Raw genomic sequence first — 17,351 nt, 5'->3', positions numbered from 1 at the left:
CTCCCGTCACACTTACTCGGCCCGCGGCACCGTAAACCGGAACTCGCTGCCCTTGCCCACTTCGCTTTGCGCCGCCAGCACCCCGCCGTGAGCCTTGATGATGCCCTGCGAGATGTAGAGGCCTAGCCCGGTGCCGCTCGGGTTGCCTTCCTTGACGGTCCAGTAGCGTTCGAAGATGTGTGGCAACTGGTCGGGCGGGATGCCTTCGCCGGAGTCGCGCACGGTAAAGACGATTTCTTCACCATTGGACATCGCCGCAACGCCGATCCGACCCAGCTTGGGGGTGAACTTGATGGCGTTGCCGATCAGGTTCGACAACACCTGGAACAGGCGCTCGGGATCAGCCTTGACCCTGAGTTCCGGCTCGGCGTTGAAAGAAATATCGATGGACTTGTCCATCGCCAGCGGCGCGAGCAGCGAATAGGCTTCCTCGAAGATCTGACTGACTTCCAGAGGCTGCGGCGTGATGGTGTAGCGACCCGCTTCGATTTTGGACGTATCGAGCAGATCCTCGAGCAGCACGTTCATGCGGCTGGCAGCCTGCTGCATGGTGTCGATGGCCGAGGAAATACGACGTGACGTGTGCGGTCCGTCGGAGCTGAAGGACTTCTGCATCATGCCGCACAGCATCGAGATCACCGTCATGGGGTTGCGCAGGTCGTGGGATACCACGGCCACCAGTTCATCGCGGGCGCGTACGGCTTGCTGCTCACGGGTGACCTGACGGGCCAGATCGTCTTCCAGTGCCGAACGACGCAGGTCGTTGGCTGCAAACAGATCGCCATGGCTCCACTTGGTCGCGATGCCGGTCATTTCGACTTTCCAGATCTCGAACGAAGTGCGTGGCCTTAGGTGCATACCGACGTCAGAGCTTTCCAGATTCAGGGGTTTGGCCGGGTCGCCGCTCCATTGAATGCTTTCCTTGACCTCGGGACGGAACCAGATCACACCGTTGTCCACCGGCTTGGGCAGGCTCATGGCGAGCACGCCGCTGGCGATGGCCTGATAGGCCTCGGCAGGCGGGTAAACACTGGACAGTTGATGGCTGGAGAACACGGGCTCGTTGCCGGACATCATCCACTTGTGCAGCGCGCGGATATCCGCTGGCTCGGGACAGACCCCGTAGCACTGCATCTGACGGTCCTCGATGATTGCCACACCGGTCGCGTCGACCAGCTCCATCAGCAGCTGCGGCTGTTGAGCCAGGCCATCGAACACGTTGTCTTCGGCGGCGACCATCGACTGATGCAGACGGCCAAGCGTCAGTAATTTGGTCTCGCGCTGACGGCTGACGTCGAGCGCTTCCATTGCACTGATCTGCAGAGACAACACCTGACCGAGCGCCTGACAGGCGCTGCGCAGTTCGTGGGAAACGTACAGCGGTGTGCGGTGACCGCAACTGATCAGGCCCCACAGCTTGTCACCCTGGATCAGCGAGACGCTCATGGAGGACAGCACGCCCATGTTCTTCATGTACTGGCAGTGAATCGGAGAAACGCTACGCAGCGTCGAAAAGCTCAGGTCGAGTTGCTGATGGGTGTCAGGACGCAGCTGCGGCACCAGCGGTACCGGCGTGTAGTCGGCATCAGGAATGATGCGCAGCCAGTTGCGGCGGTACAGTTCACGTGCCTGCTCGGGAATGTCGGAAGCCGGGAAAAACAGGCCATTGAACAACTCCATGGCCGGAGAAGAGGCTTCGGCGATCACCTGACCGTGTCCTTCTTCCTCGAAGCGATAGATCAGAACGCGGTCGTAACCGGTCATTTTCTGCACTTCACGCACGCTGATTTCGTAGAGCGTCTGCAAATCCCTAGCGGCGTGCAACTGGCGCAACATGCGGCCCAGATTGCCCGTACGCTCAAGGTAACTGACAGCCTGAGCGTCCTTGTCCTGGATTTCGAGTTCCAGGACCAGCGCGTCTTGGCTGCGGTGCATCATGGCTTCGAATTCGATGCCGTTGACGTTGATGAGCAGGCGCGGCGCGTCGACGAAGGATTCATGGGCGCTGGCGCTTCTGATCACATCCGTCCAGCCGGCACCCAGCGCTTTTTCCAGCGATTGGCCAATCACCTGCTGCGGCTCAAGCCCCAGTACAGTATGAACGTTGGCGCTTACCTGAAGCACGGTCAGGTCAGGTTCTGTCAGGGTGAACAACAGACCATGGGGCTGAATGGCGCCCGGGAACTGGATGGGTTCATCAGCACAATTGGCCAGAAGCGCTTCAAAAGCGTCCTTGTCGAGTTGGCTCATAACAGTACCTCTTGACCATCGAGCCAGTGCTCGAAACATGCAAATGTGGAATGCGCCGCCTGTGCTGCAGCTGCATTGAAAACACTATCGCTCGGCACAGTGTCCAGATAATCCAGAAACACCTTCCAGCGCGGCCCGGTGTCGGCGCCATAAACATTCAGAAATGCAGCGCCGTTTTGCTCATTCAACCCGAGGCGTTTATCCACCTCGCGTCGCAACACCTGCCCACCGAGTGTGGCACCTTCGAGCACATACAGCACGCCCAGACACGCTGCCGCAGAATTGATCGCGGGCAACCGGGAACAGAGCGCAAGGCGCTCGATGTTCTGATCAGTCATGCCCAGCGCCCGCAGGTCTTCAACCAACACGGGAGTTTTGACCCTTTCGTGCGGGACGAGTTCTGCTGGAACCAGCGCACTGGTTCGCAACGCCGACTCGAGTGGTAAATAAAACCCGTAATAGGCCTGCAGCAAACGGAGGTAAAGAGCGGCATCCAGACTGGAAGAGAAAAACGGCATGCGTTTTTCAAGTTGACGGTGTAATTGACTGGTTTCAGAGCGAAGTGCATCGAGCAACTTCGAGGGTGTAGCGCAGGAAAACTTTGCCGGCATCCAGTAAGGCTCTCGAAGATTCGATAAGGCAGAAAAAACGCGTCCGAGCGAAAATTGACGGACAAAATACAGACTGAATGCGAAAGCGGACAGTTTTTTTCCGAATTGCCGATGAAATACAAAAGTTTTAAATGACGACCATAAGGCAATGCGTGCCGGTTACTTGTAACACCAGCAGGCATTGCCTGTTGGAACTCAGACGTTTGGGGTCTGGTATTCGATCGTCAGATGCGAGATCTCGTGTACGTGGCTGAGTCTGCCACGGATCACGTCGGCAGGCACTTTAATATCAGCGAGCACGCTGACAATCGCTGCATGGGCCTGGGGACCGACCCGCCAGACATGCAGATCGATGATGCTCACGTCTCCGGTGGCTTCCACAATTTCGCGGATTTCACTCGCCACGTGCTCGTCAGTCACGTCCAGCAGGACACGGGAACTGTCCTTGATCAGGCCATACGCCCACTTGGCGATAACGCACGCCCCGACGATACCCATCAGCGGATCCAGCCAGACCCAGCCCAGATAACGCCCGGCCAGCAGCGCCGCGATGGCAAGCACTGACGTCAAGGCATCGGCCATGACGTGCAGATAGGCCGAACGGAAATTGTTGTCGCCATGATGGTGGTCGTGATCATGGTCTTGAGAGCGCCCATGATCATGGTGACCATGCGCGTGGCCATGTCCGCCCGACAGCAAAACGGCACTCAGCACATTGACCACCAGACCGATCACAGCGATCACGGTAGCTTCGCCAAAGGCAACGGTGGTCGGCTGAAACAGCCGGACCAGCGACTCGATGCCGATGCCCAGCGACACCATGGCCAGAATGAGCGCTGATGCGAACCCGGCAAGGTCGCCAACCTTACCGGTGCCGAAGCTGAACCTGCGGTTGTGGGCATTACGCTTCGCGAAAGCGTAGGCCCCGGCTGCGATGCCCAGCGCTCCGGCATGGGTCGCCATGTGCAGGCCGTCCGCAAGCAGCGCCATGGAACCGGTGATATAACCCGCCACAATCTCGACCACCATCATGGCAAACGTCAGGGCCACGACCCACAGCGTACGGCGAGCGTTGCGGTCATGGGCAGCGCCTAGAAATACGTGGTGATGGGGTTGAGCGGCCGCGTGGCCGTGATGTGCGTTACTCATCGCAAGGCTCCTTGCACGACGGATGTCATTTGGAATAACGACGGATGGCTTCAAGCAATTCTTCCAGGCCTTGCGCCCGTGCCTCGTCACTCAAATCGGGATGCGCCACATGCTCGCGGGCATGGGCTTCGATGATCTGGTCCAGCAAACCGTTGAGAGCACCACGGGTGGCTGCCACCAGGTGCAACGTCTTGCCGCAATCGGCATCGCCTTCCAGATGGCGCTCGATGGCCTGCACCTGTCCGGCAATACGCCGAACACGTTTGAGCAGATCTGCTTTGTCGTCGATCATGTGCGCCATACCATACCCCCCCTACCTATATAAGCGAGAATGTTAGGCGCATTGGACGCGAGAGGCAAACGCCAGCCTGCAAATGAACAAGGCTGGCGTAACAAGGATCAACGCACGTTCTGGTACAGCATCATCCGCGCGGTCTCGTGCAACCCGCGGGTCAGGTCGCGTAGACGCTCGAACTCTTCAGGGTGCTGCTCGGCAACGTTGTCCAGCGGCGTAGGCGACGCCAGGTCGTGAAGGGTCGGGGAACTGCCGTCGTGTTCCATCTGCAGCAGGTAATGCTGCGTCACACCGCCGATCAACGGGAACGTCCCTTCGCGCAGCACCAGCGGCACGACCCGCTCGCCTTCCGGTGCAGGCTGTTGAATGTCGCGCCCCATCGCGCCGTTGCTGAACGGCATCCCGGCCATGCCCGCAAGTGTCGGCAGCAGATCGGCAAGGCCCACCGCTTCGTTGATCACCCGCGTGCCGAGCAGGCCCGGCGCGTGGATCAGCATCGGCACGTTATTGCTCTCCAGCCCCAGTTGCTCGAAAGCAGGCGCCATGTGCGGGATCTGACTGATGCGGGTGTTGTGATCGCCAAACAGCACGAAGATGGTGTTTTCGTAATAACCACCGGCCTTGGCCAGCTCCATCAGCCGACCAATGTTGAAGTCCAGCAGGCGTACCGCGTTGTACTGCTCGACGCTGCGTGAGCCGGCGGCCTGAACCTGCTCCAGGGTCTTGTCACTGACCTTGAAGCCGTCGTTGTCTTTCGGAATGGTGAACGGCCGATGATTGCCCGCCGTCTGCACGTAGGCGAAGAACGGTTTGTCAGCGGGCAAGGCGCGCAGGATGCGGTCGCTTTCCTTGAACAGGTCCAGATCGGAAATGCCCCAGACGTCCACCTGAGGTGATTTCCAGTCGCGCTCATCGTACAGACGCACGTCATCAATGCTGCGCCGGATCAACGCGTTCATGTTGGCCCAGCCGGAGTTGCCGCCAATCATGTACAGCTTCTCGTAGCCCTTGAAGTCGTTGATGATCGTCTTCTGCCGCGTGATCAGCGGATGGCGCGTGGCGGTCTCCTGGCGGGTGACGTCGGGAACGCCGGTAATGCTCGCCCAGACTGTTTTCGCCGTGCCGGTGACAGGCACATAAAAGTGTTTGAAGAACCAGCTCTGGGTCGCGAGATGGTCCAGATTCGGTGTCGGATTCAGCGGATTGCCATACGCGCCGACGGCACTGGTGCCCAGCGATTCCAGCATCACGAACATCACGTTCGGCGGTCGATCACCCGGCAGGCGATAAGGCTGCACCGGTTGCTGACGGGTAAAGTTCGGAACGCTCACATCAGGCTTGTCCACACCCAGGTAGCGAGCAACGACGTCGTAATGCTCGCGCACCTGTTTCTCGTCATAGCGCGATTGAGCGACTTTCAACGTGTCGTACAGAAACAGCGCCGGGTTGAGCCCCAACGCCGCCACCTGACTGTTACCGGAAAAGAACGCATCGCTCCAGCGCAGCGGCACAGGGTTTTCCAGATTGAGGTTTTCGACCCGCCCCAACAGCCCGAGGAAGGTTGCACACACCATCACGGCCGACACTGCAGCAATCGATAAGCGCGTCATCGGCCTGGCAGCGCGCGCCAGCGTCACCCGCTCAAGCCTGATCAGCGCCCAACCCATCAGCGCAACGACCAGCAGCCAGCCGAAGGTAATCCAGAGCACCGGGTAGGTCTGCCAGAGCATGTCGCGGGAGATCTGTGCGTCTTCCAGGTAGCGCAGCACACTGGCGTTAAGCCTCACGCCGAGATAAGCGTAGTGACCGAAATCGACGATGTAGACCATGGTCAGAATCGCCAGCGCCAGTACCAGATAGACCCGCACCACCCAGCGCAGCGCGGGCATGCGGATCAGATTCAGGCGTGGCAGCCAGAGCAGCACCGCCACCGGCAGCATCAACAGCAGCGCCAGGCGCAGGTCGAAGCGAAATCCGATGCCCAGCGTCTGCAGCACGTCACTGCTGGTGAACAGTGTGCCGGGTTCCACGCCCGAAAAACCGTAGAAGAACACCATCCGCAACACGGCCAGCAACACAAACACCAACCCGATCGCGCCCAGCCAATAGCTCAGGCGTCGTGATTGCAACCCACTCATTCTCTTCCCTCTAGACAGCACTGGCAGACAGGCCAGTCGGGCGATTACACCCCATGGCCCTGCGATAGACATAACGAACCGCCAGACACACCAGCGCAACGCAGCAATACAGCGCCAGCAGCGGGTCGATCAGGTAGTCCCAATAGTTTTCCGACGGCTTGATCCGGAAGGTGAACGCCAGCGTGGCGACGCTCAGCATCACCACGCCCAGTACGTTGCGCAGGCAGACCAGCCCCAGCGCAATCACCGCCACGATGACGATCATGGTCCTCGGGTTGTAGCCCCAGCGGTACGGATCGAAATAGGTCAGCCCCAGCGTGGCCGGATACAGCGCCAGCGCCATCGCCGCGAACACCAGCAACACCACCAGACGGTGCGAGGCGGCCATCGGTTTGATGACGCCCAGACGGTTCAGTGTCAGCCAGGCCAGCACGACCAGACTGCTGATGGCCAGGTCGTCGGTCAGGCTGCGGGCGTAGGCCGCCATGGTCAGGCCGTTCACCGAAATCACGCTGAGCAGCGATGTGGCGGTCAGCAGACCGCACCGCCACCACAGCGATGACGTCAGGGGTGCGAGCAGAATGAACAGCGTCCACGCGAACGCCAGATGAGCCAGTCCAAGCGCGATCATAGGAGATGCTCCGCCAGCCAGGCCTCATTGAAGCTGACATGTTTGATGAAGGTGTTATTCCACGAGTAGACCAGGTGATACAGGCCCTCGGGACTGCGGATGAAGTACGGGTACTCGTATTCGAAGTCGCAGCCCTGCGGCGAGCAGACGCGCTGGTCGAGGTTGCTCAGAAACTCGGCTTCCATCGGCTGGCGACGTGCGCCGCTGGAGCTTCTGAAGCCTTCACCGATCACCTCTTTGTAGGCTTCCAGCGAGAACGGCGTGCCCAGCGGATCGGGAGACTTGTCCAGATCGATCACCGGCCGCCAGATGTCCATCTGCTCGTCGGTGCCATACAGGCTGAGTTTGAAACGCCCTTCCCGCAGGTCGTTCAAGGCCACCAGCAAACCCTTGCCGGGCACGCCGACGGCAGCCAGCGACGAGTTGGGATTGCTGGGCGACAACGGATGCGGCTCGCTCCAGGTCTGCCCGCCGTCTTCGGTGCGGCTGGCCAGCACGCGGTGATGGGTTTCACCGGCATAACGCAGCAGCGCCACAGCGCGCTGCCCGTCCAGCGGCACAACGGTTGGCTGCAACGAGTTCTTGCCACGGCTGATGCGAAACTTGTCGATCACATCGCCGTCCGGGCTCAGGTACAGGTACTCGGCAAACTTGCCGAGAAACTCGTGGTACACCGGCAGACCGATCGAGCCGTCGGCGTGGAACACAGGCGCAGCGCGCACCAGGGTGCTGATATTCAGAAAAGGCGAGGTCACCAATTGACGCGGCGGCGACCAGCTGGCACCCATGTCGCTGGAGACCATCGCATTGACCGTACTGCCCGCCCAGCCGCCTACTGATACCGACACGTAGAACAGCCAGAGGCGCTTGTCGGGGGCCAGCGCAATCACCGGATTGCCCAGCTTGCGGATGTATTTTCCGGTGCCGGACTGGGTTGATTCGCGGGTCGCCAGCACGTGCTCGCTCCCCCATTCCTCGGTTGCGGCATCGAAGCGCGAGGTACGGATCTCGACATCGCCAGCGCCTTCACGCGAGCCGGCGAACCACACCGACATCAGGTCGCCGCCGGGCAACGCCGTGACCGCCGAGGAGTGCACGAAGTCATCCAGATCGGACGAGGCGAAGCGCGAGCTGTAGGAAGCCTTGGGCGCAACGCTTTCCGTGTTTACGGTCGGCGTGCTGACCGCAAAGCCGGAAATCCGGTGCAGCGGATGGCTGAGCCACGCACTGATAAAGATCGACACAACGATCAGGCCTGCGCTCCATGCGACCAGGTTTCGGGAAATTACACGCATGAAGGGGTATCACTGTGGTGAAGGTAAGGAAGTAATCGTTTGGTCTGGGTTCAGGGTTGGCTGGCTTAGGAACGCCTATCTTCAGGCAGTGGACGTCGTTTCCCTGTCAGCATCGACAACGGCAGGTTGTCCCGCACCTGAAAGCTTTCGAACAGGGCTGCCGCCATGTGCAGCACCACCAGCGCGCAAAGCGTATTGGCCAGCGTTTCGTGAATCTGCAGCGGCCAGTCGGCACCCCAGAGCGCATCGACTTCCTGCATCAGGAATCCGGTCAGGCCCATGCCTAAGATCAGCGCCATCATCAGAATCATGACCAGCGCACCGAGCGGCGAATGGCCGAGTCGGTGCACGGGCTGGCGACTGATCAGCGAGTGCACATGCGCTCGAAGCCGGGCCGGGGTCGGCCAGAAATCACGCCAGCGCGCACTGTCCGGCCCGACGAATCCCCACACCACTCGCACCACCAACCAGGCCACCGCGTAGTAGCCCAGCCAGACGTGCCAGTCATCACCGGCTTCATTGAAGAAGTAGTTGGCGATGAAGACACCCGCGATCGAGACATGAAACAGCCTGACCACCGGGTCCCAGAGGCGCAGGGACGCCTGACTCATCAGCCCTTGATCTCGGTCTTCACGGCTTTGCCGGTGACCGGATCGTGGTAGATCTCGACCTTGCGCTTGTCCTTGTCGAAGCCATATATCTCGTAGCAGTTGCCGTCAGTGACCTTGAACTTGCTGATCTCGTAACCCTGAGCCTTGAGCTGCTCCTGGAATTTGGCCTGGTCCTGCCACTGGGACTTATCAGCCGTGGTGCATTGCGGACCTGCCAGCGCCAACGGGCTGGCCAACAACAGGGGAATCAGCAGGACTTTACGCATGGCAAATACTCACAGGCAGTTAAGGAGCGCTCACTGTGCGAAACGAGTCTTAGGAAAAGCTTAATGTGCAACAGCTGGTAACATCTTCCCGCACGCCCGGCGCTTCGCGAGACCACTCGCTCACTGCATGATGGCGCCCTTCTCCCCCCACAATCACGGGTCGAAACCTTATGCGTCTGCTTCTTGTCGAGGATGATCGAGCCATCGGCCAGGGTATTCGGGTTGCCCTGAACACCGAGGGCTATACGCTCGACTGGCTCGAAGACGGGCTGAGCGCGCTGCATGCCCTGCGCAGCGAGCCGTTCGATCTGTTGCTGCTCGACCTTGGTCTGCCGCGCATGGACGGTTTTGACCTGTTGCGCCAGTTGCGCGCTGAAGACATCACCTTGCCGGTGCTGATCATGACCGCCCGCGACGGCACTGCCGACCGCATCGCCGGACTGGATGCCGGGGCCGATGACTACCTGATCAAGCCCTTCGATGTCGAAGAGTTGAAGGCCCGCGTTCGTGCGTTGCTGCGCCGCAGCCAGGGACGTGCGCAACCGCTGCTGGAACACGCAGGCATCAGCCTCGACCCCGCCTCGCAGCAGGTCAGCTACCAGGGCAATGAAGTGCCGATGACGCCGATGGAGTATCAGTTGCTGCATCAATTGATGATCCGACCCGGCAAGGTCGTGACCCGCGAGCGCCTGTCCAATACGTTATATGGCTGGCAGGACAATGTCGAAAGCAACACCCTGGAAGTGCTGATCCATAACCTGCGCAAGAAACTGTCCACCGAACTGATCCGCACCGTTCGCGGCGTCGGTTACCTGCTGGAGCTCAAGGCATGACCTCGGTACGCGCCCGCATCCTGGTTCCGGTCCTGCTGCTGTTGCTGCTCGGCGATCTGACCATCAGCCTGCTCGCCCTGCGCGACAGCCATCACGAAATCGAAGAGGTCTACGATGCGCAGCTCGCTCAGAGCGCTCGCCTGCTGCAGGGCGTGCTGCGTCAACGTGCGGCTGGCGAACAGGACCTGGACAAGCTCTATCAGGCCTTCGATCAGGCCATGAGCCGGGTCGGCACCAGTGGCGTGGCGCACCCCTACGAAACCCGACTGACCTTTCAGGTGTGGCGCACCTCGGGCGAACTGCTGGTGCGTTCGGCCGAAGCGCCGTTACTGGCTGCGCCGCCCAGCGAAGAAGGCTCCCACGACCTGATCGAAAATGGCCACGAGTGGTGCGGCTTTCTGCTGGCAGACCCGCAACAGGGTTTTCTGATCTGGGTGGGCGAGCGCGACGATGTGCGTCAGGACCTGATCCAGCGGATTGTCAGCCACACGCTCTGGCCCGCGCTGATTGGCGTTCCGCTGTTGATCGTGGCCATTTGGCTGGCGATCGGCTGGGGGCTGCGCCCGTTGCAAAGCATGGCGCGCCTGATCAGCCGACGGGATGCCGACAGCCTCGAGCCGCTCGACGTCTCGCCGCTGGCCAAGGAACTGGAACCCATGCAGCACGCGCTCAACAGCCTGCTGACCCAGATCGAGAACGTGCTGGAACGCGAGCGCCGCTTCATCGCCGATGCGGCCCATGAACTGCGCACACCGCTGACCATCCTGCGCATCCATGCGCAGAACGCCCGTCAGGCCGAAACCCCGGAGCAGCGGCTCGAAGCGCTGGATTTCCTGGTTCACGGCGTTGATCGCGCGGCACGTCTGGCCAGTCAATTGCTGACCATGGCGCGCCTTGAACCACGTTCGAGCGACAGCCAGTTGACCCGTTTCGAATTGAATACGCTGGTGCGCGAAGAGATGGCCGAGCTGACGCCGCTGGCCCTGGAAAAACGGGTCGATCTGGTGTTTGAAGCAGGCGAGGACTGCGTTATCCACAGCGACCCGGCGGCCATTACCATTGCCTTGCAGAATCTGCTGACCAACGCGCTGAACTTCGCACCGCCCGCCAGCGAAATCCGCGTTGCGCTGCACCCGCAGCAGGACGGCAGCGCGTACCTGTCGGTCGAGGACGCGGGTCCCGGCATCGACGAGCAACAGAAGGCGCGTCTGTTCGAACGGTTCTACAGTCAGGGCAACAGCAACGGCGCAGGTCTGGGTCTGGCGATTGTCGACATGATCGTGCGCAAGCTGGAAAGCAGCCTGCACTTGCGCAACTCGGCGCAAGGCGGGCTGTGTGCGGAACTGAGGCTCAAGAGCAGAACCTCTTGAAACGCCGCGTCAGAGCACCACGCGCAGGCACTGGCCTGCGTGGTACAGCGTGAATCCCGCGTCGTATGCCAGGGTTCTTATCGAACTGCCGGAGACTTTCCCGCTGCTGGAGAAACTCACCGGCAGCGCCTGAGCGTCGTTGGTCAGCAGGTAGTCGGCAAAGCACTTGCCCACCAGCGTCCCGGTGGTCACGCCGCGCCCGTTGAAACCCGTCGCAGCCAGCAGCCCTGGCGCGGGCTCGAACAATCGCAGCAGATGGTCCGGCGTGAAACCGATACGTCCGGTCCAGGTACTTTCCCACTCGACCTTGCCCAACTGGGGAAAGTAGTGCTGCTGAATGCGGTCGGCCCATCGACGAATGAACCACAGCGGATAGTTGCCCGCATTGCCCAGACTGCCCAATACCAGACGCCCCTGCGCATCGCGTCGGATGCTGCTGAGCACAGTGCGCGTGTCCCACGAACCCTGTCCGCCGCGCAGAACCTCGGCCTGTTCGGCGCCGGAGAGTGGCTGCGAGGCGACCTGATAGTAATAGCCGGCGAAGATGTGATCCTTGATGTCGGTCCACTCGCCTTCGGTGTACGCATTGGACGCGATGATCACTTTTTCTGCGCGCACGCTTCCGGCGGCGGTCGATACCTTCCAGCCATCGGAGGTGCGTTGCAGACCGGTGACTGACGAGCTGCCAAACAACTGCCCGCCCTGCGCCACCACGTTGAGCGCCATGCCCGAGACATAAGCCATCGGGTTGACGGTGCCCGCACGATGGTCAAGCAGCGCTCCGGCGGCCTTGTCCGTACCGCAGGCGTCTTCGCAGGGCTTGCCGGTCAGCAACTCGACATGGGCACCCCGGCGCTGCCACTGCTCGGCGCGACTGCGCAAATCGGCAAGACCTTTGGCGTTATGAGCCATGTGCAGGTTGCCGGTGCGGGTGTCCTGGCAATCGATGTTGTACTTATCGATGGTCGCGAACACCAGCGCAGGCGCCGCACCCAGCGCAGTGTTGAGCCGCGTGGCCTCGACCGCGCCCAGCGTCTTTTCCAGCTCGTCGGGCGCAACCCAGGTCCCGGCATTCACCAGACCGACGTTACGCCCGGACCCGCCGTGACCGACCTGATGGGCTTCGACCACGCACACCGACTTGCCGCCCTCCAGCAACTGCAGGGCAGCCGAGAGTCCGGTGAACCCCGCACCGATGATGCACACATCCGCGCTGCACTCGCCGAACAGCGCGGGGCTGACCGGACGCTGCGGCGTCACCTGTTCCCAAAGACACCCTTCACGCAAGTGCGCCATCGAACAACTCCAGCCATGCCCGAATCAATCAAAGACGATGCCCTGAGCCAACGGCAGCTCGCGGGAGTAGTTGACGGTGTTGGTTTGCCTGCGCATGTAGGCGCGCCACGAATCGGAGCCCGATTCACGACCGCCACCGGTTTCCTTCTCTCCGCCGAACGCCCCGCCGATTTCCGCACCGCTGGTGCCGATGTTGACGTTGGCGATTCCGCAGTCGCTGCCTGCCGCACTCTGGAAAGCTTCGGCTTCACGCAGGTCGGTGGTGAAAATGCACGACGACAGGCCTTGTGGCACTTCGTTGTTCAGACGCAGCGCTTCTTCAAAATCGTCGTAGGCCATCACGTAGAGAATCGGCGCGAAGGTTTCATGGCGCACAACGTCACTCTGGCCGGGCATTTCTGCGATGGCCGGGGTGACGTAATAACCGTTCGGGTATTTGTCCTGCAGTTGACGCTCGCCGCCAAATACCTGGCCGCCCTCGTCACGCGCCTTGGTCAGCGCATCCTGCATGGCCGAGAATGCCTGTTTGTCGATCAGCGGACCGATCAGATTGCCTTCGCGTGGATCGCCGACGCGCACCTTGGCGTAGGCGGCCTTGACCCGCGCAACCACCTGGTCCTTGATTGAGCGATGCACGATCAGGCGGCGCAAGGTGGTGCAGCGCTGCCCGGCGGTGCCCACGGCGCTGAACAGAATGCCGCGCACAGCCAGATCCAGATCGGCACTCGGGGCCAGGATCATGGCGTTGTTGCCGCCCAGTTCCAGAATGCTGCGGCCGAAACGTGCCGCGACACGCGGACCCACTTCACGGCCCATGCGGGTGCTGCCGGTGGCGCTGATCAACGGCACACGCGGGTCGTCCACCAAGGCTTCGCCCGCGTCGCGATCACCGATCACCAGTTGCGCAAGACCTTGCGGCGCATCACCAAAAATCTTCAGCGCCTTGTCGAACAGCGCCTGACAGGCCATCGCGGTCAACGGTGTTTTCTCCGATGGTTTCCAGATCACCGGGTTGCCGCAGACCAGCGCCAGCGTGGTATTCCAGGCCCAGACGGCAACCGGGAAGTTGAACGCGCTGATCACGCCGACCACGCCCAGCGGATGCCAGGTTTCACGCATGTGGTGACCGGGACGCTCGGAAGCGATGGTCAGGCCATACAACTGGCGCGACAGGCCGACGGCGAAGTCGCAGATGTCGATCATTTCCTGCACTTCACCCAGACCTTCCTGGGTGATCTTGCCCGCCTCGACCGATACCAGCTCGCCCAGTTGGGCTTTGTGCTCGCGCAACACTTCGCCGAAGATCCGCACCAGCTCACCACGGCGTGGGGCCGGCACAGTGCGCCATTTCAGAAAGGCGTCGTGCGCAGTGTCGATCCGCGCCTGAACCTGAGCGCTGCCTTCCAGCGTGACTGAAGCGATCTGACTGCCATCGATAGGGGTGTGAACGGGATAGTTTCCGTCGGTGTAGGCACTTTTCGCCACGCCCAGATTGGCTAACAACTCGGCAACCATGCTGATTCTCCTGTCATGACAAGGGTTGAAATCACTGATGACCCAGTATCGACCTCTTCAAGGGCTGCTCACAAACGACGTTTTCGAACGATATGATTCCTTTCAGGAATGAACTACTGCCTGATCCAGACATTAAAAGCGTCAACTTCCTGAATTATTGGAATGACCCGGTGATTTTATTTCGTTTGTGGCACATACGCCTTGTGCGTTTGGATAGACCATCACGCCATCGTCGCAGAGCCTGTCCATGAGCGAACACATCAGCGAATCCATTTCCTTTGTCCACAGCATGACGCTGTCCCACGGCCGCAACGCGGAAGTCTGGGACACCACCGGCAAGCGCTACATCGACTTCGTCGGCGGTATCGGCGTACTCAACCTGGGGCACTGCAACCCGCAGGTGGTCAAGGCGATTCAGGAACAGGCGACAAAACTGACCCACTATTGCTTCAACGCCACGCCGCACGAGCCTTACCTCCGGTTCATGGAACAACTCACGCAGTTCGTTCCGGTGAGTTATCCGTTGAGCGGCATGCTCACCAACAGTGGCGCGGAAGCGGCCGAAAACGCGTTGAAAATCGTCCGCGGCGCGACAGGCCGCACGGCCGTGATCGCTTTCGACGGCGGCTTTCATGGCCGCACACTCGCCACGCTGAACCTCAATGGCAAGGTCGCGCCCTACAAACAGAAAGTCGGTGTGTTGCCGGGGCCGGTGTTTCATATCCCGTTTCCCAGCAAGGACAACGGCGTCACCACCGAACAGGCGCTCAAAGCCATGGACCGCCTGTTCAGCGTCGAGATCGACGTCAACGACGTGGCGTGTTTCATGTTCGAACCAGTGCAGGGTGAAGGTGGCTTTCTAGCCATGGAGCCGGACTTCGCTCAGGCATTGCGCGCCTTCTGTACCGAAAAAGGCATCGTGCTGATCGCCGATGAAATCCAGTCAGGTTTCGGCCGCACCGGGCAGCGCTTTGCCTTCAGTCGTCTGGGCATCGAACCGGACCTGATTCTGCTGGGCAAAAGCATCGCCGGTGGTATTCCGCTGGGCGCCGTGGTCGGGCGCAAGACGCTGCTCGACAATCTGCCCAAGGGCGGGCTGGGCGGCACTTATTCCGGCAATCCGATTGGCTGCGCAGCGGGCCTGGCGTCGCTGGCGCAGATGACCGATGAGAACCTGTCGACCTGGGGCGAGCAGCAGGAAAACGCGATTGTGTCGCGCTACAACGCTTGGCAGGCGAACAGTCTGTCGCCGTATCTGGGCAGACTGACCGGTGTGGGCTGCATGCGTGGCATCGAGCTGATGACACCAGACGGCGCTCCGGCCACCCGACAACTCGCCGAACTGCTGACCTCGGCCAGAGAAGCCGGGCTACTCTTGATGCCCAGCGGCAAGGCGCGGCACATCATTCGGCTGTTGATTCCACTGACTATCGAGCCTGAGGTGTTGAACGAAGGGCTGGATATTTTCGAGTGCTGCCTGGCGGCGCTGGCCTGACTTGATGACCGATAAAACCGGGAAGAGCACGGAGAGAGAACCCTGATGAGCACCGCACGCTTTGCCAACCCTGACGACATCCGCGCTGGCTTTTCCCGCGCCATGTCGCAGATGTACCAGGAAGAAGTCCCGCTGTACGGCACGTTGATGGCGCTGGTGAGCGAGGTCAACGACCGGGTCATAAGCCATGATCACCGCGTGCTGGACAGCCTGAGGCAGACAGGCGAAATCCAGCGTCTGGACATGGAGCGCCACGGCGCGATCCGGGTCGGTACTGCGCTGGAACTGGCTACCCTCGCCCGTCTGTTCGCAGTGATGGGGATGGAACCGGTGGGTTATTACGACCTGACGCCTGCGGGCGTGCCGGTCCATTCCACAGCCTTTCGCGCCGTGCATGAAAGCGCGTTGCAGGTCAGCCCGTTTCGCGTGTTTACCTCGCTGCTGCGTCTGGAGTTGATCGAGAGCGACAGCCTGCGTGAGTTCGCCTGTCAGGTGCTTGCCAGACGCCAAATATTCACGGCGAAGGCGCTCGAACTCATACAGAAGCACGAGCAGAACGGCGGTCTGGACGAAGCGGACGCAGCCGAATTCATTCAGCAGGCACTGGAAACCTTTCGCTGGCACAACACGGCCACGGTTTCACTGGAAGAGTATCAACAGCTCAATGCGCAGCATCGCCTGATCGCTGATGTGGTGGCGTTCCGGGGTCCGCACATCAACCACCTCACGCCGCGCACGCTGGACATCGACGCAGTGCAGGCAGGCATGCCCGGCAAAGGCATCACGCCCAAGGCCGTGGTCGAAGGCTCGCCCCGCCGCCGCTGCCCGATCCTGCTGCGTCAGACCAGTTTCAAGGCACTGGAAGAGCCGATCACCTTTGTCGGTCAAGGCACTCAGGCGTCCGGCAGCCATTCGGCACGCTTCGGCGAAATCGAACAGCGCGGCGCGGCACTGACACCCAAGGGTCGCGCACTGTACGACCGGTTGCTGAACGCGGCACGCGATGAGCTGGGCGAGTTTCCCAACGAAGCCAATGCCCTGCGCTATTCGGCGCTGATGGAAAAAGCTTTTGAAGCGTTCCCGGACAGCTACAGCGAAATGCGTGCCGAAGGGCTGGCTTACTTTCGTTACTTCCCGACCGAGCAGGGCCTTGCTGCACGTGTCGATTCAGGTGCGGACCTTGAGCAACTGATTCAGGAAGGTCATGTGCGCTTCGAGCCACTGGTGTACGAGGATTTTCTGCCGGTCAGCGCGGCGGGTATCTTCCAGTCCAATCTGGGCGATAACGCGCAAGCGCATTATGCGATCAGTTCGAATCAGGAAGATTACCAGCAGGCACTGGGGCGTCAGACGCTCGATGAATTGAAGCTGTATGCCGAGACCGAGCGCAGGTCGCTGGAAGAATGCAAGAAGGCGCTGGGGCTTTAGACCGCCAAAAGCGGACGCGGAGCGTCCTGAGAGGCGTTACCACGCAGAGCGTGGGAACGAGCATTACGNGTGCCCATCGCTCTGCGTGGGCATGCCTCCCGTGACGCTCCGCGTCACAAATGGCACAGACTGTGGATTCAATGAGCCGAGCGCCCGGCTCAGGTCACT

At 60.9% G+C, this 17,351-nt stretch carries 15 protein-coding genes; 4 read left to right on the top strand and 11 right to left on the bottom strand.

Annotated features, from left to right (window positions below):
• Nucleotides 1-12: 12 nt before the first annotated feature.
• From AO065_RS05315 to AO065_RS05275, 9 genes are all read right to left on the bottom strand, one after another.
• Nucleotides 13-2,250 carry an ATP-binding protein gene (locus tag AO065_RS05315; protein ID WP_004880659.1) on the bottom strand — a complete coding sequence of 746 codons (2,238 nt, stop codon included), beginning with the start codon at nucleotides 2,248-2,250 and terminating at the stop codon, nucleotides 13-15.
• Nucleotides 2,247-2,861 (bottom strand): biliverdin-producing heme oxygenase, encoded by a 615-nt coding sequence (locus AO065_RS05310; RefSeq protein ID WP_032650600.1) that lies wholly within the window; start codon nucleotides 2,859-2,861, stop codon nucleotides 2,247-2,249. The genes AO065_RS05315 and AO065_RS05310 overlap by 4 nt, the downstream gene beginning before the upstream one ends.
• Before the next feature lie 195 nt (nucleotides 2,862-3,056).
• On the bottom strand, nucleotides 3,057-4,010 hold the full coding sequence (gene dmeF, locus AO065_RS05305; RefSeq protein WP_004880655.1) for a CDF family Co(II)/Ni(II) efflux transporter DmeF: 954 nt from the start codon (nucleotides 4,008-4,010) through the stop codon (nucleotides 3,057-3,059).
• Between the two features lie 25 nt (nucleotides 4,011-4,035).
• The gene (locus tag AO065_RS05300; protein ID WP_004880654.1) at nucleotides 4,036-4,302 is read right to left on the bottom strand and encodes a metal/formaldehyde-sensitive transcriptional repressor; all 267 of its coding nucleotides are present in this window, start codon (nucleotides 4,300-4,302) and stop codon (nucleotides 4,036-4,038) included.
• A 107-nt stretch (nucleotides 4,303-4,409) separates the two neighbouring features.
• On the bottom strand, nucleotides 4,410-6,443 hold the full coding sequence (locus AO065_RS05295) for an LTA synthase family protein (RefSeq protein ID WP_004880652.1): 2,034 nt from the start codon (nucleotides 6,441-6,443) through the stop codon (nucleotides 4,410-4,412).
• A 10-nt stretch (nucleotides 6,444-6,453) separates the two neighbouring features.
• Entirely contained in the window at nucleotides 6,454-7,074 is a 621-nt protein-coding gene (locus tag AO065_RS05290; RefSeq protein WP_004880650.1) for a hypothetical protein, read from the bottom strand.
• A complete protein-coding gene (locus AO065_RS05285; protein ID WP_004880647.1) occupies nucleotides 7,071-8,369 on the bottom strand; it encodes a sialidase family protein in 1,299 nt (432 codons plus the stop codon). Before AO065_RS05285 ends, AO065_RS05290 begins: the two co-directional genes overlap by 4 nt.
• Nucleotides 8,370-8,434: 65 nt before the next feature.
• Nucleotides 8,435-8,980, bottom strand: a complete 546-nt coding sequence (locus AO065_RS05280; RefSeq protein WP_004880645.1) for a cytochrome b/b6 domain-containing protein — start codon at nucleotides 8,978-8,980, stop codon at nucleotides 8,435-8,437.
• The gene (locus AO065_RS05275) at nucleotides 8,980-9,246 is read right to left on the bottom strand and encodes a PepSY domain-containing protein (protein ID WP_004880644.1); all 267 of its coding nucleotides are present in this window, start codon (nucleotides 9,244-9,246) and stop codon (nucleotides 8,980-8,982) included. Before AO065_RS05275 ends, AO065_RS05280 begins: the two co-directional genes overlap by 1 nt.
• A gap of 170 nt (nucleotides 9,247-9,416) precedes the next feature.
• Here AO065_RS05275 and AO065_RS05270 point away from each other — a divergent pair, with 170 nt between their 5' ends.
• Both AO065_RS05270 and AO065_RS05265 read left to right on the top strand, forming a co-directional pair.
• Nucleotides 9,417-10,079 (top strand): response regulator, encoded by a 663-nt coding sequence (locus AO065_RS05270; RefSeq protein WP_004880643.1) that lies wholly within the window; start codon nucleotides 9,417-9,419, stop codon nucleotides 10,077-10,079.
• Nucleotides 10,076-11,449, top strand: a complete 1,374-nt coding sequence (locus AO065_RS05265) for a sensor histidine kinase (RefSeq protein ID WP_004880640.1) — start codon at nucleotides 10,076-10,078, stop codon at nucleotides 11,447-11,449. Before AO065_RS05270 ends, AO065_RS05265 begins: the two co-directional genes overlap by 4 nt.
• Before the next feature lie 9 nt (nucleotides 11,450-11,458).
• On the opposite strand, the gene amaA is transcribed toward AO065_RS05265, so the two are convergent.
• On the bottom strand, nucleotides 11,459-12,745 hold the full coding sequence (gene amaA, locus AO065_RS05260) for an L-pipecolate oxidase (RefSeq protein ID WP_004880639.1): 1,287 nt from the start codon (nucleotides 12,743-12,745) through the stop codon (nucleotides 11,459-11,461).
• 24 nt (nucleotides 12,746-12,769) lie between these two features.
• On the bottom strand, nucleotides 12,770-14,260 hold the full coding sequence (amaB, locus tag AO065_RS05255; RefSeq protein ID WP_004880637.1) for an L-piperidine-6-carboxylate dehydrogenase: 1,491 nt from the start codon (nucleotides 14,258-14,260) through the stop codon (nucleotides 12,770-12,772).
• 247 nt (nucleotides 14,261-14,507) lie between these two features.
• Here amaB and AO065_RS05250 point away from each other — a divergent pair, with 247 nt between their 5' ends.
• Both AO065_RS05250 and hglS read left to right on the top strand, forming a co-directional pair.
• Nucleotides 14,508-15,755, top strand: coding sequence for a 2-aminoadipate transaminase (locus tag AO065_RS05250; RefSeq protein ID WP_004880635.1), 1,248 nt, complete (start codon nucleotides 14,508-14,510; stop codon nucleotides 15,753-15,755).
• A 45-nt stretch (nucleotides 15,756-15,800) separates the two neighbouring features.
• A complete protein-coding gene (gene hglS / locus AO065_RS05245; protein ID WP_004880633.1) occupies nucleotides 15,801-17,183 on the top strand; it encodes a 2-oxoadipate dioxygenase/decarboxylase HglS in 1,383 nt (460 codons plus the stop codon).
• Nucleotides 17,184-17,351: the final 168 nt, after the last annotated feature.

Origin of the sequence: Pseudomonas viridiflava, from assembly GCF_001642795.1 — a bacterium.
In the GTDB taxonomy this organism is placed as follows: Bacteria; Pseudomonadota; Gammaproteobacteria; order Pseudomonadales; family Pseudomonadaceae; genus Aquipseudomonas; species Aquipseudomonas viridiflava.
This window is presented reverse-complemented; position numbering and strand designations above follow the sequence as displayed.